The following is a 20,277-nucleotide window of genomic DNA, read 5'->3' as shown; positions in this document are numbered from 1 at the left end:
CTTGTTTCAGTACCCTATGCTGCTACCCCCGCTTTCGGTGCCCACTCAAACACTTCAGCATCAAAATCAAGATTCACGACAGGGTGACTCGCCAAGAGCTCCTCCAACTCCGACCGCTGCACAAGGCGAACACGGTTGGCCTCTGCCTGAGAAACAGCACCGCTTGTGAATCGCTGGTTCGTGACGGCCACCGTACTCAGCTTGGTGCCGGCATACATCGCTCTGTACTTGGCGGCTCCTGCAAACACTTCCTTGACGGCATCCCAACCCACGTCCGCTTTTACTGAGCTTTTGCACTGGATAAGCTCACCCACCCTGCCCTTGAGCGCTACGACGTCGATACCACCATCGCCCCCTTTCTTGGGCGTCACGAATGCTTGGAATCCTTGCTTGGCCCACAGCATCGACACGAGAACCTCGAAACCAAAGCCGTCCATGCGGTCGACGTCGTCTATCGTCAGAATCTTCCGCGGCAGCTCTGTACCCTTGCCTCCACTCGCGACGAACTCGGTGATTGGGACATCTCCTCCCGTCCCATTTAGCATCGAAGTCATCAAGTCGCCATCAATGGTCACATCGGCAAGCCCAGCCTTGCGTTTCAGGAGCTCGTCGAGGCGTACTTCAAACGAGATGAAGTCGTCGGCAACCAAAGTGGGGCAGTAGACCGACACATCCTTCTGCTGGCCAATGCGATACGCACGGTCGGTCGCCTGGTTCTCTTTCGCCGGATTCCAGGCTCGCGTGAAATGGAAGACGTGATTCGCGGCAGTGATGTTGAGTCCCGCGCCTGCGGCAAGCGTCGACAAGATGATGACATCAAAGCCAGGGCTTCCTGAAAACTTGTCGATGTACCGCTGTCTGCCTTGGGAGTCGCCGTTGATGATGAAAGGCATTATCCCGAACCGCTCGCGCAAGAAGTAGTAGAGCGCGGACTGAATCTCCCTCAGCTCAGTAAAGATGATGGCCTTTTCACCCTGCACCTTGACCTGCTCGAGCTGGTCGAGAAGCCATCTCAGCTTCGGCGAGTTTGAAAGATGCGCCTCCAAACCGCGCTTTTCCGGCAGGAACTTCGTTCCGGGTAGGCAATAGGGCTCCGCGCACACTGCCTTCATCAGATGCAGCGCTCCAAACGAGAGTCGAGCCCGCTTTCGGCTGTCTTGTTCGCTGCTCGCATCCTGCATCTTCTTTAGGCCACCTTTGTAGAGCACGCGCTGATGCTCGGAGGCGGGAACCTCAAGCCGCTCATCAACGGCAAGGCGCTCTTTGAATTCGATGCCGCGTTGAACATTTCCGTGTGCGTAGAGCTTCTTCGGGAGCAAATCGGCGATGTCGGCCTTCGTGCGCCGCAATATCTGGGGAGCGATGAGCGCCTTCAATCGCTCCAGCGCAGAGCGCTGCTCCTCCGTCTCGCACTCAATTGGACGGCGGTAAGTCTTACCGAAGTCCTCAAGGGCCCCCAAGAGACCTGGCTGCACAAAATCGAAGAGACACCATAGATCCGCCAGGCTATTCTCTACCGGTGTTCCGGTGCAGGCGATTCGGAAGTGAGCCTTGAGCTTCTTGGCTGCCAAGGTCACCTGCGTGCCAGGAGTCTTGATGCGCTGCGCCTCGTCACAGATGACGAAAGAGAACTGCTGCCGGGCAAACGAAAACTCATAGTTCGTCAGGACCTCATACGTCGTCACCAGAATCTTCGCAGAACCAACCCAGCCGGGACGCAGGAGGTCCGTCACGCCTCGTTGATGCAGCGCCTCATCAATCAGCCCAAGCGGCTGCTTGCGTTCGGCGAGAACATCGCCGTAGAGCACAAGAACCTCCGGATACGAGGGATTGAAGAATTTCTTCGACTCATTTTCCCAGTTCTCCATCAGGCTCTTGGGCGCCAAGATCAGCGACGGAGCGGCGTCTGGAGACTTCTCGTAATACCAGCCCAGTAGCGTCAGGAGCTGAAGTGTCTTGCCGAGACCCATATCATCGGCCAAGAGCGCCCCTCGGCAAGCAACGGGAGTCTTGGACCACAGGTGCTGAAACCAGGCCACCCCGTAGAGTTGATGCTTTTTGAGTTCCAGCTCAGGCCGCAGCGTTGAGGGGAGGATGGGCTGGGTACCAGGCGGCAGTTCAAGCGCCAGCCGCTTCTCCTCCGCGTAATCGACCGCATGGAAGTTGGTCTTCACCAGCAGCGTTTCTTTCTTTTCGCGCTTTTCCGTCGGCTTGCCTGGCTGGTCTCCGCGCACCTTGTCCTTCGCACCCAACATCGCAAGAAAGCTATCCGCAAGGAGCTTCGCCTGCTTGAGCTCTACCGCGGCAGGTAGCAGAGGGTCTGATACTTCACGGTGACCTTCGGCGGCAGCAGCTTCAACCTTCTCTGCGAAGGCGGTGACCCACTCCTTCGTCAGTGGAATCAGCACCTGCCCCTCATGGCCTTGGAGCGTGACGCGGACCATCGGAGTCAGGTCCGTCGGTAGCCATCCTGAATCGTCCTCGGCGGAGGGTTTCTGGAAGACCGGAACATAGATTGCCTTCGCTTCCCCGATGCCCTCGATGCGTTCGCTGTACACCGACATCTCGTAGATGTCCTCGAGCGAAATACGCTCCGCCGGTTGGTTGCGCCACAGGCACAGCACCTGTCGTGCCTGCTCCACCTGGAGAGAAGACTCGGCATCGATGGTCAGGTCGTACTCGTCCCAGGGAAACCACTCGCGCTCGGACATCAACGCCGTTTCGAGCGTGGCCACGAATTGAGCGAGCTCATCAGGGCCTTTGAACGTTTTCGTATCGGTGCTGGCCATGCCGCCGGAGAAAGTCTCCGTGACGACAAGGTCGACGCGTTCGATGCGCCCATCCGTGAGCCTCGGCACTACGCTGAAGACAGCCGACAGCGCACCTGCCCCAGCCTTGTCCTGCTCAAACTCCTCTTCCTTGATGACTTCCCGCGCTGTATCCCCCAAAAAGGCCCACGGGTTGTGAACGAACTTCTCAGCGCGCGCGCCTGCGACTTTCCGACCCGGCATGTCACGCTTGATGACCTCGAGCACGCGGCGAACGGGCTCCGAGATCACCACCCGAACACGGCCTCGGCCACCCTGCGTGAGGTCGTAATGGTTCTGCACCGACTCGTAACCGTCGAACGTTTTCAGCCAATCATCCGGCGCCCCTTCGAACGTCGGCGCCACCGTCACTACGCGGCCAAACTGCGTTTCTACCTTGCTAAGAGGCAGCCGAAGGGATTGCGGTGTAAGTACGATGGTCGTTTCAAGATAGGGGGATGCGTAGAACGCCCCAGCTTCGTGCGCCAGTGCCCGCAACCGTCCCCAACCGAGCTCGTTTTCGTGCTGAGTTCGGAAATCACGCGACCGGGCCGAGAAGCGCGAGAGCTCATCGGCTAGCCGCCAGGCGTACTCCCCAAGCAGAACCTCTTGACCATTTGCTTGGGCAACCGCCCCAACCCGCCTGTCGACGCGCACGGTGCCCTGAGCATCGACCCAGCCGTCGATGCGAACCTCAAAGTCCGGGTTAGACAAAGAAGAGTCGTGGGTCAGGATGGGCTTCAGCGACCCAATAGCAGGCAATCCGAGGTAATCGACTGCACCGCTGTGCTCTGAACTCTTCAAGAGCTCAAAAACCGTTCCCCAACTGATGAAGAGTCCGTCGTCGCCAAGGGTCGCATCCCCGTCCATGACCAACTGCGAGAGGTAGGCGCCCAGCAATGACTCTTCGGTGGATGCGCCGTCAAAATGATTCAGCACCCCTTCCACATCGAGTTCCGCCGGACGTTCAGCGAAAGCAAAAAGGACGCCTTCTTCGCGCCAGGTAGGCAGCAGCCTGGGAGCAGCAGAGGCCTTGCCACGCTTGAAAAAATCGAACAGTCCCATTACGCCTCCGGGTGGTACCAGGCTTGGCGCTTCTCAGACCACTTGAAGCCGAAGCCGACAAGCTTCTTTGAAAGCTCGTATTGGTGTTTGGGGTCTTGAACCCAGAGCCGCCCGCCGTTCACGCCTCTCTTATCATCAATACGAGCTCCGTCGTAGCCCGACAAGCACTCTTGCAAGGTCGTCATAGTGAAATTTGCCCCAAGCGGCGCTCGGGCAACTGGCTTCGTAGAGGGCGGCCTCGGTGCCCCGCCCGACAAGAACTGGTCTCTCGGCGACCCGGTAGCAGGCGTTCTTTCAGTACGCGTACCCGGACGGTTACTGCCGGCCGCCGTCTCGGCTTGATGGGACCGCGTCCCATAGGTGGAGCCCCCCCTCTTGTCCGGATGAATGCCAAGCCTTGCCAAATCAGAACGTGCCGAATCCTCCCAGCCGGCGTGATGGGTAATACGCGCGGCGGGCAGGCTCTTGAAGCCTGCTCTAAGGTCGTCCGTGCCACCGGTGTAGTCACGCGAGAATTGGTCAAACGGGAGCGCGTTGACTGCATAGACGTACGCAGCATGGCCCGTCTTCGTGAACTCAACGGCGATGAAGTCGCCAATCTGCATCATGAAGGCGTCTACATCTTTGGTACCCGTCAACAACGCATAGGCACCCTCTTCGCGGGCAATCAACTGCCGCACAGACGGATTCTTTTGAGCAAGCTGTAGAGTCGCGTTTCCGAAGACCAGTCGAGTCCAGGAAATCTGCTCGAGGTACTGAGACCAGAACGCGAGTCGATCTTGATTGGCCTTGTTTTTGGCCGCCAGGATGTCGAAGAAGTCACGTAGATTGCCCTCGTTCACCCAACCAAGGACCATCTTCCAGACGGCATCGGGGACCCTGTTCCATGCCGTCGCCAGCCCGACGCTCTTGAGTTTCGGGTTGCGCCAGACATCCTTACGCACGACATAGTCGCGAAGCTGCGGATGCACGGACCGGTCTGAGCACTTAAAGTACCGACTCAGGATGAGCTCGATAGCCTCGTCTCGAAAAGCCGGTTGCCTGTCAATCAAGGACATCAGCTGTGGCAGATGCTTCTTGAACGTTCCGTCAGGACAAGTCGTTGCCGCCCGAACGGCCGCAAGGATGAGCAGGTGATAAAACCAACTATGCGCGGGAATTCCCAAGTCACGCTTGAGATGCTCAAGCCCCTCCTGATCCCCTTCAAGGTAGGCAAAGCCGTAGTTGTCGGCGGCCTTCTCGGTGAGCAGCTGAGGCTCTCCACGCAGCACTTTCGCCCAGTCGGGAACGGGCCCCTGCGCGAACTGGCGGTCGATCTTGGGCCAAGTCTTCTGTAGCAGCGCTCGCAGGGTCTTCCAGCCAGTCCGCTCGGCTTCAGTGGCGGACTCCATGCGGAACTCGAAGTACGACCCGAGCAAGCCATACCACGTGAGCCACCACAACTCGCCAGCGGCGCATTCGCGCTCATACCACGCCAGCAATTCGCCGAACCGCTCATGCCCAAGCAATGTTGCACCACGTTGTTCCCTGATTGGCGTGCAGACCGCACTGGCAAGCAAGTCGAACTGCCACTCCTCGAGTCGATGTCCACGCATGAAAGCCAGCGCGGCCGCGTAGGCATCCTCTTTTGACGGCCGGCTCTTCGCGATGCCCTGGAACACGCGTTCGGCCTCTTGGCTGGCGGCTTCGACCAGTTGAGGCTGACCGAACGCGCCATCCCTCACCCCTGAAGACTCGATGGCGAGGGACAGCTTGCGCTTCAAGTCCTCAACGGGCCCCATCAACATTGGCCGAACTCCTTCTCATCGAGCCCCTTGTTCTCGATCGGCTCTTCATCGAGCGCCCAAAACTCGAGCTTCAGCTCAACTCGACGGCTCTCTTCCTTGTTCGCCCGAATGGAGTTGAACGAGTATCCCCCTACCAGGAAGAGGTCCCGAATCTGCCGCTTCTGGATGTCCGTGAGGGGAGGCTCGCTCTGCCCGGGCGGCGCAAACAGGGCACAAACGACCGAGCGGCTCCGGTTCAAGCTCAATCCGAGGTTATAGAGGTAAGTGCCGTCCTGGTCGGTGAAGCCTTCGACCACAATCCGGCGAATCCAGCGGCGACCGAGGTCCGACGACTGAGCATTCAATACGACTGGAATGTACCGGCGGATGAATGTCGCAGCCTCGGGTTTGATGTCGAAGCGGCCACTCTCGAAGCGGACCACCTCGCCGATGTCGATGCGGTAGGTGGAGTCGTCAAACTTCACGGCAGGGAACGCTTTGGACTCCTCACGGATCATCGCCATCACGCTACGGATGTCGTTTTCACGCTGAACCTTCCGCTTCAACTCTGCGGAAATGCCCTGCGTGACAGAAACCAGCGTCACAGCCATGACCACCAGAAACAGCGTCATCAGCGCCGTCATCAGGTCCGAGAACGAAATCCAGAACGGGCTCTCTCCGTCCTGCTTGCCGTTCTTCTTGAAGACAATTCTGGCGAACATGGCTTACGCCTTCTTCAAGCGGGCAAGCGCCATCTGCAAGGCTTGAACAACGCCAGTCAGCTGGCCGACGCCGTTCGACAAGTGACGATCCGTGGTCGCAATGGTGTCCTTCACCTGGGTCGTCAGCTCGCTGCCAAAGGTTCGGAACGCGCCTTCTAGCGCTCCATTCAAGTGCTGGAAATATTCCTTGCTCTGCTCCTCAGCCTTGCGCAGCTCCTGAACGATGCGCTCCAAGTCGCGGAGCATCTCCTTGGTAAGCCCGGCCTCCTGCTTTGCGTTCTCAAGGAGCCCCGCCAGTGTCGCCACATAGCCATCGACAGCCCTTCTGGTCTGCTCGTACTGGTCCAAGCCCTGCTTGGCGACCGCGGCGGCCGACTGGAGCGTTGACGCAGTGGACGACATTTGTTGCGACACATGAGCGGAATGTTCGAGGACACCGGTTACGGCGCTACCTGCTTGCTTGAAGCGTTCAGCAGCCGTTTCCATCTGCGAGGCGCCCTGGTTCATCCCCGAGATGGCCGTCATCGAGACCTTGGCGAGCTCATCGATGTTGCGTTGGGTTTGCAGCACCTGCTCGGATACGGTTTGCAGCAGGTTGTCGACGTTCCCTGAGAGTCCTTCGATCAGGGACGTCGACTCCTGGACCAGACGCTCTCCCCTGCGCTGCTCATCAGCAGCCGCGGCAGTACGCACAGCCTCCAGGTGTTCGACAGCACTGGCCACTTTGCTCAGGACCTCTTGGACCGAAGCATCCATCGCGGCGCGGGCCTTCTCCTGCTCATCGTTCACCAGCCCACGGAACTCCGTAACGAACTGGCGCATCTGCTCGGTCAGCAGATTCTGATTTGCGGTCGCGTCCTTCATTGCGTCCGCGAGCTTGTTGCTCATCTCTTCGGACGCTGTCTTGTTCGTTCGGCCGATGTCTTCCACCAGTTCCTTGAGTGAAGCTTGAACGCTGGCCATGGCAGCCATGGACTGGCTCATCTGCTCATTGATGCCGCGCATCTGCCCACCGAAGGTGTCCTCGAGCTTTGCCATGAATCCCGCCAACATGGTCTCAAGCATGCCCGACACGGCTTCGCTGTTCCCGCGGCTCGTGACGGTCATGGACTCCGTCATCTTCTGCAGCGGTTCGGCCAAGGAGTTGGAGATGGTGTTGCCGATGTGCTCGCCCAAGAGCTGGCTTGCAGAGGACTGGGCCTGGATCTGGCGTTCCGTCAGATTCGTCATCAGCTTCGAGAGGTCCTCGACCAACGCCTCCTTCAGCTGGGCTGCGTGAGCCTCATTCTTCTCCGACGCATGGACCAGGCGCGAAAGGTACTCCTCCCCCGCACCGGTAGCGTACAGGGCATCAATGCCGTGAACCAGCTTCTCAACGAGCCGATACAGCCAAGCCAACATCAACCGTCCAGCGAACAGGACCAACATCGCGCAGCCGATTGCAGTCGCTGACGCAATGAAAGCATGCTCGACCCCATTCATCAGAGGCTTGAGCCCGGCGACAGCAGCCTCCGGGGACGACGGATTGAAACTCGCCAACCCGTCCAAGAGCCCTGCGAACGTACCGATGATGCCCAGCCCCGTAAGCACGCCCGGAACATGACGTGAAAAATCATCGAGCAGCCGGCTGTCGACCAGAACATCTCGGGTGAAGTAGGTCTCGGCCGGAACCGTCGCACGTATTTCGGTGACCGAAAGCTCACCGTTCGACGCCCTCTTCAATTCGTGCAGCGTGTCCGAGTACTCATCCCACAAATGGCTCGCAGGCTTCCACCGCAAGACTTTGGCGACGTCCTCAGGCTTGACCGGCCCGCTACCCGTCCTCGTCAGGGCCCCGATACGACGAACGGACATCCAGAGCTGCCACCCGACCTGCCCACCTTTCAGCAAGTAACCCAAGAGGACAACAGCGGTGAGGACCACCACGATGGCAAACACCCACATCGGCACGCCGTCGAGGACGGCCAAGCTGGGGTGAAGTGAGGCAAGAAATTCCTTAAGCATTGCTACTACCCACTCTTCTGATTGTTTGATGCTGCGGGCGCAACGGAGATACCAACCTTCTGACAGTGCCGCTCGAGGAGCACCTCGAGCATGTTCGTCAAGCTGCGCTTCTCCTGCGCGGCCGCAGCGACAAGGAGCTCCTTGAACTGCGGCGAGACGCGGAAACTGACTGATACCGTTTTCTCATAAGCCAAGACGGCTCTCCGAATGCTGGGACGGGAGGTTTGTATAGTAACTTGCGATACATCGCCAGACGAATTGTCATAGGCGGATGTCGTGAAATGCTCCTCGTTTTAGCCTCCACAACCACGTTCGAGAGCCTCCTCCTCGAACCTTAGAGGAGCGACAGTGCGCCCCCTGTCCTGGGGCGAACCCTGCCCACCATACCTGCCCTGAAAAACGTCGCCCCACCGCTGCCGGAATGTCAGCCGTGCCCAGAAGCTCGTTTATTTTTGCGGGTTCCAATCCGTACTCTGTTTGGAACAGGTCACGGAACACCGCACAAGCGGACTTTGGAGCACGGAAATGAAGCATCAAGGGCTACAGCGCAGCGCAGTTATTGATATCCAGGGGCTGACAGCCCTTTGGGATTTTGGTTGGCTTCGTCCCCAAGAGTTGGGCCGCCTCATGTGGCCAGAGGCCACCCACCAGGTCAAATACGCCGAGAGGATCGCGCGGAGATGGAGCGATAAAGGCCTGATCCTTAGCCGAAAGTTGCCTGCACACAACGGAACAGCAATGGTATTGAGTGAAAGCGGTGCACGATTGTTGCGCGAGAGCATTGGTGTGGCAGCGCAGTCGGGGAAGGATTGGGGCGAGACACGAAATGGCGCATGGATGGCGCCGCGCTGGTGGCGGCACGACCTGGTCGCAAACAGTTTGCTTTCGATTCTGGCAGCCGGCGGCCATCATGTGATCCCAGAACGCAAGCTCCGACGCGAGAACAGATCAGCCAAGATCCCGGATGGGCTGGCGATCTCGCCCGACGGGAAAGATATTTTCTGGATCGAGATCGAATCAGCAAGAAAGTCGGGGCGCCCGATGAGGGAAATGGCGCACTACATGACGAGAGTTGCAACCGGGAAGGCGCCAACGCTGTCCGGAATCAAGGCAAACAAAGTGCTCGTCGGCTATGTAAAAGACATCGTCGACGAGCGCGGGTATCGCCTGGACCATCGTGCGCGCACACTCGGCGCCATAAGGGCAAAGGCGCCTGCCGATCTGAAAGTCACGACGTGCGAACTTTCGTTGAAAGGGGCTGCAGTGGCCTCTTTCCGGAATCACGAGTTCACCATCGCTTCGGACATGGTGTCATGTCGTGTTCGGGAATGGGATCACCTCTGGCACGAGGACCCTGAGAACGAAGACGCCACAACCTGCACCTGGGGCAGTCTTGTTTTCTCCTATTGGGAGGAAGAGACGAATTGCTGGGGGTGGCAGGTGGTGGATCCTCACCAACTCGGACCGGACGGATACCCGAAGAACGTCGCTTCCAGTAACGCCACCAGCGCAGAGGGCGCCCGGCGGGCTCTTGCCGAGGTCTCATTGGAATGACGATGCCAGCGGCACCGGCAGTCTGTCATGAGAATGCCCCCCTGCACGTTTTCTCAAACCTGCAGCAGCAGCGCCCCGCGCTTTGCCCGCGTCAGCGCCACATACAGCAACCGGCGCTGCCCCGCGGTCTCCTCCGCCGGCCCCAGGTAGTTCTCCGGCGCCACCACGATGACGCAGTCGAACTCCAGACCCTTGGCCCGGTGCATCGTGGCCAGATGTACGACGTTGCGCGCATCGGCGTGGTTGCTCTGCGCCGTGATGGGGACAGACGCGATACCGGCGGCCTGGAGCTGCTGTCCCAGCGCATCACGGCTCTTCTCGCTGTAGCTCACCACGCAGAAGGACAGGCTCTCGTTCTCGGCCTGCGCACTGCGCCACTGCTGGATGAAGCCGATGGCGGCTTGTGAGGCCTCTTCCAGACCGGAGGTCTTCCTCACCTCCGGCGCCGGCCCATGCGATAGCGACTTGTAGCGCTTGCTCTCGTCGTGGCCGTCATCGAGGTCGTCGATTTCGCAACCTTCGAGCAGGGCCACGGCCTGGCGGCGGATTTCGTCGGTGGTTCGGTAGTTGAGGTAGAGCTTGCGCGAGCGGCCGCGGATGTCGATGCCACAGCGGCTCATCGCCGCGCGGTTGCGGCTGTAGATGCGCTGGTGTCCGTCGCCGACGAAGAAGAGGTCGTTTGGTCCGTGCGCGATCATCGCCCGCAACAGCTTCAAGGCCTGCGGCCCGAAGTCCTGGGTCTCGTCGATGACGATGGCCGCATACCCGAGCTCAGAGCCCTGTTCGGTGGCAATCATCTCGCCAATTTCCCGATAGGCGTCATCGACCTCCTTGAGCTTCCGCGATGCGAGTTGTCCCCGGTACTCCTCGAACACGGGCCACACCGCATCACGCTTGGCGCGGCTCAGAATCACGCCGCGTCCAATCCGGCGGGCGGTGCGGTACTGGTCAAGCGTGGTCAGACCCTGCGCGAGCACGACTTGCTCGAGCTCATCCGAGTAGAAGCTGTCGGGAACGTCGAGCGTGGCGTCCTTGGTCGCCAGGGCTGACTGCCAGGCCTGCAGCGCCCCATCCTGCTTGCGGTCATAGACGATGCGGTGCTCCAGCTTGCGCGCACGCATGAAGCCGCCCACCCAGGCATCGAGGTTCTTCACCTCGATCCTGGACATCGTGTCCGCACTGCACAGCGTCTTCAGGTTCTCTTCGATATCGAGCGCGAGGTTGCGTGTGAAGGTGGTGAAGAGCACCTTCTTGCCGCCCAGAGCGCGGTTCTCCGCCAGCCATTTCGCGCGGTGCATCGCGAGCACCGTCTTGCCCGTGCCGGCACCGCCCAGCACCCGGACCGGACCACTGCGGTCACCCCGCGCGAGCTTGTTCTGCGTCGGGTGCAGGAAGACGCGCCACTGGGCGAGCGGCGCGTTCATGATGGCCAGCATGGCCTCATCGTCATCGACCACCACGAAGCGCGACTGAGACTCGGCCGTCGCCAACGCCGCGGCAAAGTCGCTAGTGTCGATGGCCTGGTCCACTCGGGTCTCGCGCGCCTGCAACACCTGATTCACGCTGTCACCCGCCGCCACCAGGAAAAGGCCCTCGTAAGCCTCGGCTGGCAGGCGTGACTGCAAGGCGTCCAGCGCCTCCTCAGAACCGATCTTGCGTACGGCCGAAAGCAGCTCTTCCGGCACCCCGAGACTCATCAGCTCGGTGTCCGAGAGCTCGCCATAGAGCGGTGCCGCAACCGGCTCCACAGACTGCGGCGGGGCGGCGTAATAGGGGACGGGCTGCTCCGGCGCTCCCGCCTCGGCCTCCTGCTCGACCACGTGCTCCAGCGTCACCATCTGCATCGCCCCGGTCACCGGGTTGATGGTCAGTTTGCGGTTCTCGGCCCAGCGGTAGGCATCGTCGTGGTGGTCCACATAGAGCAACACATAGACATCGCCCTTCGAGGGCTTGAACACGATGCCGCGCCAGTCCTTGTCGAGCCGGACCGACTTCAGGTTGGAGTCCTTGGCACCATTGATGTTCTCGTAGTTGATGCCGGAACTCGTCGGGTCCGCCTGGAACTGGATGGCCCATTTCATCACTTTGGAGTGCACCGACACCGGCAACCGAGCCAGTTGCAGCAGGAAATCCTGCGCGAGTGCGACCTTCGGCTTGAAGCTCATTGTTGTTCCTCGTTATCCAGAGTCAGGCCCAGCGCGGCCGCCACCACGCTATGCCAGGGGGCGCCGCCCGAAGTGACCAGGCCCTCGTCCAGTTCCACCACTTTCCACTGCGCTGCCGCCCAGGCCCCGCTCAGGTCGGCCTGGTCGTCACGCAGCACAACCAGTTTTTCAGTCGGCCAGGCAAGCTCGGCGTCGGCGAGCACCCTGCCCTTCTCATCGGCCAGCTCCAGCCCCACCTCAGGCACCGCCGCACCCGCCTCTGCAAGGCGGCGCAGGCCCGCACGCAGGACATCCAGGGTTTGCGCAAGGGTCGTCTCCCACACCGCGAGCAAGGCCGCCTGGCCCGACGCACCGGCAGAAGGCGCCCCCGCCGCATCCCCGCTGCTCTGCAGCACCTCGTAGTCGTGGCCATCCAGTCCGCTTCCGGTGACCATCAGCGTGCCGGGAAGGAACTGCATCGCATTGAAGAGCTGCAGCCAGCGGCGCCAAGCCGTGTGGAGTTGCTCGGCGCTCTCCGCTGCCGCTTCATCCAGCACCACGATACCGGGCGCACGCCAATCGGATGCCGGCGGTTTCGGACTCCCCCACGCCAAGGGCCACCAGCCCACAAACGTGCTCGGCCCCCTGTTCAGCCCGACACTGGGTGCATAGCCACTGCCGGGCGTCTTCACAGCCTCGGGCAAGCGCGGCAGCCACTGCGCGAGCTGCCCATCGCAAGCAGCCTTGTCAGCCTGGGTAGAAGGAATCATCAGGAAGCCCAGCCAGAGCGCATTACGCTGCAGTTGCGCCACTGCACTGGCATCCGTGCCCCCGTCGCCCGGCGTCGCCAACCACGCAAGCAAGCGCGCCACAGCATGCTGGGTGAAGGCCTTTTCCTGGGCACGCGGGATATGCGGCGGCGCCTTGCTGCCATCGTGACGCGAGAGCGCGACCAGCGGCGACTCCAGGTCGTGGTCGAGGCTGCCCCCCAGGGCTGCATTCACATCCTGATGCGTGACCGACCACACCCAGCACTGCCCGCTGGCCACGATGGCACTGCGCTTCTGGGCGTCCTCGCGCATGCTGTGCTGATGGTCGGTCCAGCCGTCGCAGAACACCGCTATCAGTTTGCGCTTCGAGGTTGCCGACCACGGCCAGATGACGAAGTCAGGCTGGCTCCACGTGCTCAGATTCAGCATCGGCCCCAACTTGCACTGGGGCTCGATGCGATAGCGCTGGCTGCCCACCTCCAGCACCCAGCCCGCCTTGCCGTTGACCACGTCCTGCACGAGCTTGACCATCGGCAGGCCACCGACGCCGCCCAGGCGCTTCAGGCTCTCGATGAAGCGCGCTTCCAGCACCGAGTCGAAGTTCGGATTGATGAAGATGTCCGAAATCGTATCGACCCGCTGCAACTGCCCGAGCGCGCCGACCAGGTCGGACAGCACCGCCTTTGCGTTATCGCGCGACACCTGCTCCATGCTGCGGCCCAACCGGTACTGGTACAGGCAGCGGTAGCAGCCGTCCTTTTCCGGGTCGGCGTTGCATGCGCAGTTCGTCACCGCATCGAGTGCCATCCGCAGCACGTCCGCAAGCGTCCCCGCATCGTGGGCCAACAACTGGTGCAGGTAGCCCGTGCCGCCCGGCACCGAGTCGTACAGCATCACGTAGTACTTCCGCGGCCCGCCGTTCTTGCCCGGCACATCCTGCTGCACCATGCGCAGGTGGTCGACCTTGCCGCCGAAGCGACGCTTCAGCCCCAGCTGCAGCGCCGCCATGAAGGACTGCACGACGCGTTCATCGACTCCGTTCTTGGTGTAGGGCACGAGGATGCGCAGCGCCTCGGATTCGAACTCGCGATAGAGGTACAGGCACTCCAGCAGGTTGGCCGGGTCATTGCTGCCCTGCTTCGGGCAATCGAAGCTGTGCGTCTGCTCGGCCGTCTCTCCGTTTCGTCTCGGTGGTTTCTGCACCTTGCCGCAGTGCCGGCACAGTCGGAATCCTGGCCGCGACGCCTCCTTGTCGGCCACCTTGAAGGCCTCGCCCGGCTTGGCGAGCTCACCGAAGTTCACATCGCGGAAGGTCACCCGCGAGATGAACTCGAAACCGAATGGCAAGGCGTCGGAGGAAATCTGCCAGGCCTCACGTATGCTGCCGGGCAGGAAATCCGCCATCAGCTGGCGCACGTAATACTTCGGTTCGCGGTCCTCGGCGCTGTCGTCGATGCGCACTTCCGAGTCGTTGCTGTTGGCAATCGCCTGGCGGAATCGCAGCAGCGTGCGGCGCTGCGCCGCGTCGCCCCACATCGCCTCGCCACAGCTTGGGCAAACAGGATGAATGTCCGGCTCCACACTCAGGTTCTGCATGTGTTGGCAGCTCGGGCAGAAACGCCAGTCCTCGGTCTTGGCGAGGTTCATGTTGATCTGGTCGACTTCCACACGCCGCTGGTTCGCGTAGAAGCGGTTTTCCGGAGCGAACTCGGACAGCGCCGACTGCGCCGGGCGCTCGTACTTCAGCGTATTGAGCGTGACGTAACTGCCCTGGCCAGGCTCGTCGACACCACGGCGGCGCCACAGTACGGACTTCAGCTGCACCCCGGCTTCCGGAAAGGCGTAGTTCGGAATCAGCCCGTAGTCGGTCAGCGTGCCGAGCAGGTCGCGCGCGTTGATTTCCTTGATGAGCTCGAGGAACTTGTCGCGCTCTCGCAGCAGCTCGTCGATTTCCGCCTTGGTCGCCTCGTCCTGTGGCTTCTGCTTGAGCTGCTTGACCGCCTTGTCGAGCTCGTCCTTGCGCTTCTTGTAGCTGCGCCGTTCCTCCTGCAGCTCGGTCAGCGCCTTCATCAAGCGGCTGCGCAAGCCATCCGTCTCGCCCTGGCCCTGCATGAAATCCAGCAGCCGCGCCCGGACCACTTCATCCACATCGCCGTCGAGCAACTGCATGAAGCCGTTGAAGAGTCGCTCCTCGTGGGCCAGCACATGGTCGATGAACAGGTAGGGGAAGCGGTCGAGCTTGCTCGCCTCCATCACGTCCAGCGCCTGCGAGGTCTTGTCCGGCAAGGCGTTCTGGCTGCCCAGTCCTGCCACCCAGTCGTCCATGCAGTAGGCGAACAACTGCCGGCGCAGCACCTCGGCGGCTTGCAGGAAGACGCCCGGCGGCGACACTTCGCCAGCAATCATCTCCTCGGTCTCGGCAAAGAAGTAGAGGTCGTGCGGGCTGTTGCCATCAGCCAGGGTGGTGGTCATCGCGTTGCCGTCGCGACGCCCTGCCCGGCCCACCCGCTGCAGAAAGCTCGCCTGATTCGGCGGCACCGAGCACAGCAACACCGACGAAAGGCTGCCGATGTCCACGCCCATCTCCAGCGTCGGCGTGGCGGAGAGCAGGTTTTCGTACCAGGAGCGAGGCTGCTTGTCCTTGAAGCGGTTCTCCAGCGCCTCTCGTTCCGAGCGCTCCAGCAAGCCCGTGTGCTCGGCCGGGATCACCCGCCGCAAGTCACCGTGGCTAAAGCGTTGCGCCCACCAATCCGCTGCATCCGGAATCAGCGCCTCGTAGCGTGCATCGAGGGCATCCAGGCAGGGCATGCCGACCAAGTGCTCGGCATCCTCGCGCGGTACCGCCAGGCGACGCTTGTTTCCTTCGGTCGCGACGAAGGCCACCTCACCGAAGAGCGTCAGCGCGTCCGGGTTCAGGGCCAAGGTGTCGCCCAGGTGGTGGCTGGACTTGATCAGCACGCGCTCGGCCACCAGCAGGCGGATGGCCTCATCGTAAAGGTCAGCCGCCATGCCCTTGGCCAGCAGCATCTGCGGCCCAAGCACCACGCTCGCCCAGCGCTCGTACCAGGTCTGCCGCCCGGAACCGACGAGCTTATCGAAATCCCCATGCTTGCCAAGCGTCACGAAGATGGGCCGCGGCGTGTTCGCGCCCATCCCTGGCAGCCACTCCCGCCGTCCCGCCGTCGTGGTCAGGGCAAAGACGTTGCCGTCGGCCGCATACACGCTCAGCTCCGGGTCCAGCACACCGCCGCGCTGACGCATGCGGGTGAGCATCCCCCACAGCCACTGGGCAATGGTGGCCTGCTCGATGCCTTGCGCGCCGTACTGCTCGCGGAACACTTCCTGCAACCGCTCGGCCAGAGGTTCGAGTCTCGCCCAAGGCACCGCCAGCACCGCCTTGCCGATCCGCTCGAGGGTCCGTCCGCGCTGGCTCAGGTAGGTCAGGTCGCTGAAAAGCTGCCACATCAGGCGCTTCTTCACCTTGGCCGGCAAACGACTCTCCGCCGGCAGGTGGTTCTTCTGCAGCAGCTCGACCGACCAGTCGTGCTGCCAGGCCATGTTCGGGCCGAGGAACTCGGACACCAGCCGCGCCGGCTCCATGTGCAGCACCGAGCCCGGCGCATTGAACTGGGCATGCGCCCGCTCGATGAAAGCCGACCAGGGCATCGCCTTGAGCCCCACTTCATCCATCACATGCGCCCAAGCGGTGCGGACGTTGTTCATGTAGGTTCGGGCGCCGAAGAAGCCCGCGCGGTGCGCCGCGTCCTGCACCGAATCCGAGAAGGCAATCAGCTTCTTGTCGTCGTTGAAGGGGCTGGCCCAGCTGTTCTCCACCACCTGCGAGCCCAGCGTCGCGTTTCGCGCACCGAGCAGCTGAAGCTCGCCGCGTTCGCCGCAGGCCGGGCAGGTCTGGTCGTGATGGGTGTATTGCGCCTGCCCCACCACACGGGTCTGCTGCGCCGTCACCCGGTAGATCGGCATCAGGGTCTGATGTCCGCAAGCGAGACACGCCTCCTTGCCCTGCTGCACATTGCCGCAGCTCACGCACACCTGCTCCTCGATGCCCTCGGCCAGGGGCCGGCCAATGCTGCGCGCCGCGTAGAAGCGAGTTGCCTCCGGGCGTCGCGAGAACCAGGTGTTGTAGATTTCCTCGAGGTTGGTCGACAGCTTGCTGCTGCCCTGCACCAGACGCGAAATCCATCCGGTGGTGCGGCACTGCCGGCACTGCACCATGGGCAGATACACCCCATCGCGTTCGCCTGGCAGATCCCGCTCACTGCGCAGCTTGACCTCTTCCGGGTCGGCCGCGAGCTTGCCGACCATGCGGCGCAGCTCCCGTACCCACATCTGCACGCGCAGCGTCACCAGCGGCTGCTCGCCCTCTCGCAAGGCCCAGGCCATCAGCACCAGCAGCGCGTCGAGCACCTGCCGGATCTCGCCCTTGCTGGCGTTGGGCATGTTGCGGGCAAAGGCTTCGGTCAGCACGTCGTAGCTCGCCACCCCGCCCTTGAGGAGCTTGAGCAGGTTCACGAACAACTGGTGGCGCTTGAGCAAAGCCCCAAGCGCCTTGCGCCATGCGGGGTCGCTCACCTCCGCCGGCGGCGGCTCGTCCGGGAAGAAGAGGCCAAACCACGCGGCCACCGCCGCCTGGGGTGATCGATAGCGCGCGGGGTCCAGCGCGTCGGCCCATTCGCGATGGAAGCTGAACATGAAGTCCACCATCGCGTCTTCCAGGAAGACTCCCACCGATTGGCGGTTTTCCACCACCACCGAGTCGGGCTCGAAGGGCACGCCAAACACCTGCCGCGCGTACTCGCGCAGCGGCGCGGTATCCGAGCCGCCACCCAGCGTTGCCGAAGTGCCGGCGCAAACCAGGTGCTTCGGTTCGATCTTCAAACGCGCCCGCAGCCGGCGCAGCAACAGGGCCAAATCCGTGCCCTGCGCACCGTCGAAGGTGTGCAGCTCATCGACTACCACATAGCGCAGCGTGGTCGGCGTGTTCGACGCCCACAGCGAGCGGTCCATCGGCCGCAGCATCAGGTAGTCGAGCATCTTGTAGTTGGTCAGCAGGATGTCGGGCGGGTGCTTGCGCAGCGTGGCCCGGTCGGTGATGACCGCGTGTGGGGTCATCACCATGCCCTCACCGCTGTTGCTGGCGCTGTTTCCCGTATTTCCGCCCACGTACAGGCCAACCCGCAGCCCCGCGAACGCCGGCACGCTTGCCACCAGCTCCGCGATACGCCGCGCCTGGTCGGTGGCCAGCGCATTCATCGGATAGATGACCAGCGCCTTGATGCCGCCCTCGCCGGCTTGCCGGGCGCGGGCGCAGTGGTCCAGCACGGGGTACAAAAAACACTCGGTCTTGCCGCTGCCGGTGCCTGTGGCCACCAGGGTGTGGGCCGCCGCATGCTGGCTGGAGAGGCGCCGCCACGCCTGCTCCTGGTGGCTGAAGGCCGGGAACTCGGTCCGGAAGCCCACGAAGAAGTCCCGCCCGGCCGCGCCCGGCACAAAGGGCAGCCCCACCTGGACGTAAGGCCCCTTGAGCCAGGCGGCTTCATCCTCGACGAAGCGGCTCATCAGCCCATGCATGAAGGGGTCGGCAGGCTCGAAGGCGGCGACGAGGAACTGTTTGAGGCCGGTCTGGATGTCCTTGGCGAGGAGGGATGGAAGCATGTCAGAAGGTCAGAATCCCTGGGCGAAGTGCGCGCGTGGCAAGATCCAGCGCGCGCATGAGGAACGTCACTCAGCGCACCTGGACGACATGCCGAGCAAACGCCCGCTGCAAGACCGGCACCGGCTGAGCGGGCGTGCCCAACGCCCCCAGCAAGGCAGCGAAATCCTGCTGCGACAACGTGATGGCCTCGTGTTGCAGAACCAGCGTCTGCGCCTGCTCGACGGCGTTCTTCAGCCCGAACACCGAATCGCAAGCTGCAGTTGCTTCGATACGGGTCAGCACACCGCCAGCTCCACACGCCCTCCAGCGCGAGTCGCAAGCGTCACCAGCATGTCGAGGCTGAACTTGTCGTACTTGCCGCGCACCAGGTCCGATACCCTGGACTGGCCCACGCCCAGATGCTGCGCTGCCTGGGCCTGTGTCCAGCCATTGCGGGCGATGGTTTCGCGCAGGTGCGCCATCAACTCGGCGCGCATTGCCAGCAGCGTGGCCTCTTCCGGCGAAAAGCCCAAGTCCGCAAACACATTGCCCGAGGACTCAACGATTGCTTCGGTCTTCATCACGCTTCACTCCTCCACAAGCCTATAACGGCGGGCCGCCAGCTCGATGTCTTCCTTGCGCGTCTTCTGCGTCTTCTTCTGGAACGCGTGCAGCACATATACCGCACGCTCGAACTTGGCGACGTAGATGATCCGCCACTCGCCCAGCACTCTCACCCTGATCTCGTACGCGCCCGCCCCGACCGCCAGCATCGGCTTGAAGTCGGAAGGCATCAGGCCTCGCTGCACCGCATCCAGTTCGAAGCCCGCTTCCCGGCGAGCCTCCGCCGGGAAGTTCTTCAGATCGTCCAGGCTAGAACCAACGAAACGCAGCGTTTTCATACGTTCAATTATATAAGTAGTTTGATAAAACGGGAATCCGGGTGAACGTTGCCTGTGCCGACGTTGGGGTCACAACGGCTTCCGATGTGTTCCGTCACGTCCTCGGGGAACAGAAAGCCAGCGCCCTGAACGCTCAAACAAAGGGATTACGTACCCGCATCTGGCCCAGGGCCAGCCCATCTTGCAGGTCTTCGGTGAACAGCACTTCCGCCTCGACCTCTTGCGCCGACGCGCAGATGAGCGCGTCGTAGAGCGACAGCTGGTAGCGCTCGGCCAGATGCAGGGCGCGTTCGTGCGCGGCAAGCGACAAGGGCACCACCTCGCAGCACGCCTTGACCGCCGCGAGCAGTTCGTGCACCTCGGGCCAGGGCAGCTGCAGCTTGCGCCGGCAGACCGATGCCGCCTCATTGAGCACCTGAACGCTGACCCAGCCACCCTGCGCGAGGAACGCTTCGGCCGCATCGGCCTTGTGCTCGTCGGCCGACAACAGATAGAGAACGACGTTGGTGTCGAAGAAGACCGGACGCATCAGGGGTTCCGGTCCTCTTCATTCGCCTCGAGCCGGTCGAAGCGGAAATCTGCCGGCAGCCTGCCCCTCAGCCGGCGCAGGCGGGCGAGCAGCTCCACGGGCTGCGCCTTGCGGGCGACCTCCAGCGTGCGCTCGCCCACGACGTGCAGCTCGATCTCCTCGCCCTCCTTCAGCTCCAGCGCCTGAACCACTGCAGCAGGAAGCCGGACGGCGAGCGAATTTCCCCATTTGGCGACTTGCATGATGGCCTCCTTGATTGGATATACATTTCGCTAGGCGTTTATCTTACCATCCGAAATGTTGGTAGAACGTAGCCCCGGAGTGCGATCTGGTGGCAGCGATAATAGAGACCAACGCATGC

12 protein-coding genes are annotated in these 20,277 nt (G+C 62.1%); 1 reads left to right on the top strand and 11 read right to left on the bottom strand.

Translation table 11 applies throughout. The features are described 5' to 3' along the window. Window positions 1-14: 14 nt before the first annotated feature. From PO78_RS17115 to zorA, 4 genes are read right to left on the bottom strand one after another with little or no spacing between them, the layout of a single operon-like run. Complete coding sequence (locus PO78_RS17115; protein ID WP_043745420.1) at window positions 15-3,872, bottom strand: SNF2-related protein; 3,858 nt, start codon at window positions 3,870-3,872, stop codon at window positions 15-17. Beyond that, the gene (locus PO78_RS17110; RefSeq protein WP_043745417.1) at window positions 3,872-5,659 is read right to left on the bottom strand and encodes an EH signature domain-containing protein; all 1,788 of its coding nucleotides are present in this window, start codon (window positions 5,657-5,659) and stop codon (window positions 3,872-3,874) included. Before PO78_RS17110 ends, PO78_RS17115 begins: the two co-directional genes overlap by 1 nt. Next, a complete protein-coding gene (locus tag PO78_RS17105; RefSeq protein WP_043745413.1) occupies window positions 5,653-6,360 on the bottom strand; it encodes an OmpA/MotB family protein in 708 nt (235 codons plus the stop codon). The genes PO78_RS17110 and PO78_RS17105 overlap by 7 nt, the downstream gene beginning before the upstream one ends. 3 nt (window positions 6,361-6,363) lie before the next feature. Continuing rightward, entirely contained in the window at window positions 6,364-8,364 is a 2,001-nt protein-coding gene (gene zorA / locus PO78_RS17100; RefSeq protein WP_043745410.1) for an anti-phage ZorAB system protein ZorA, read from the bottom strand. A gap of 525 nt (window positions 8,365-8,889) precedes the next feature. Here zorA and PO78_RS17090 point away from each other — a divergent pair. Further along, a complete protein-coding gene (locus PO78_RS17090) occupies window positions 8,890-9,918 on the top strand; it encodes a hypothetical protein (RefSeq protein ID WP_156147835.1) in 1,029 nt (342 codons plus the stop codon). A gap of 53 nt (window positions 9,919-9,971) precedes the next feature. Here PO78_RS17090 and PO78_RS17085 read toward each other — a convergent pair whose 3' ends face one another. The 7 genes from PO78_RS17085 to PO78_RS17055 all read right to left on the bottom strand — a co-directional run bounded on the left by PO78_RS17085 (window position 9,972) and on the right by PO78_RS17055 (window position 20,158). Next, window positions 9,972-12,083 (bottom strand): UvrD-helicase domain-containing protein, encoded by a 2,112-nt coding sequence (locus PO78_RS17085; protein ID WP_043745400.1) that lies wholly within the window; start codon window positions 12,081-12,083, stop codon window positions 9,972-9,974. After that, window positions 12,080-18,505 carry a DEAD/DEAH box helicase gene (locus tag PO78_RS17080; protein WP_043745397.1) on the bottom strand — a complete coding sequence of 2,142 codons (6,426 nt, stop codon included), beginning with the start codon at window positions 18,503-18,505 and terminating at the stop codon, window positions 12,080-12,082. Before PO78_RS17080 ends, PO78_RS17085 begins: the two co-directional genes overlap by 4 nt. A 70-nt stretch (window positions 18,506-18,575) precedes the next feature. After that, a complete protein-coding gene (locus tag PO78_RS22510) occupies window positions 18,576-18,788 on the bottom strand; it encodes a type II toxin -antitoxin system TacA 1-like antitoxin (protein ID WP_082047849.1) in 213 nt (70 codons plus the stop codon). Beyond that, window positions 18,782-19,066 (bottom strand): helix-turn-helix domain-containing protein, encoded by a 285-nt coding sequence (locus PO78_RS17070; protein ID WP_043745394.1) that lies wholly within the window; start codon window positions 19,064-19,066, stop codon window positions 18,782-18,784. The genes PO78_RS22510 and PO78_RS17070 overlap by 7 nt, the downstream gene beginning before the upstream one ends. A gap of 6 nt (window positions 19,067-19,072) precedes the next feature. Beyond that, window positions 19,073-19,387, bottom strand: a complete 315-nt coding sequence (locus PO78_RS17065; RefSeq protein ID WP_043745390.1) for a type II toxin-antitoxin system RelE/ParE family toxin — start codon at window positions 19,385-19,387, stop codon at window positions 19,073-19,075. 133 nt (window positions 19,388-19,520) lie between these two features. Continuing rightward, on the bottom strand, window positions 19,521-19,916 hold the full coding sequence (locus tag PO78_RS17060; RefSeq protein WP_043745387.1) for a PIN domain-containing protein: 396 nt from the start codon (window positions 19,914-19,916) through the stop codon (window positions 19,521-19,523). After that, complete coding sequence (locus PO78_RS17055; RefSeq protein ID WP_043745384.1) at window positions 19,916-20,158, bottom strand: AbrB/MazE/SpoVT family DNA-binding domain-containing protein; 243 nt, start codon at window positions 20,156-20,158, stop codon at window positions 19,916-19,918. Before PO78_RS17055 ends, PO78_RS17060 begins: the two co-directional genes overlap by 1 nt. Window positions 20,159-20,277 lie beyond the last annotated feature (119 nt).

Origin of the sequence: Thauera sp. SWB20, from assembly GCF_000831325.1 — a bacterium.
Lineage (GTDB): Bacteria > Pseudomonadota > Gammaproteobacteria > Burkholderiales > Rhodocyclaceae > Thauera > Thauera aminoaromatica.
This window is presented reverse-complemented; position numbering and strand designations above follow the sequence as displayed.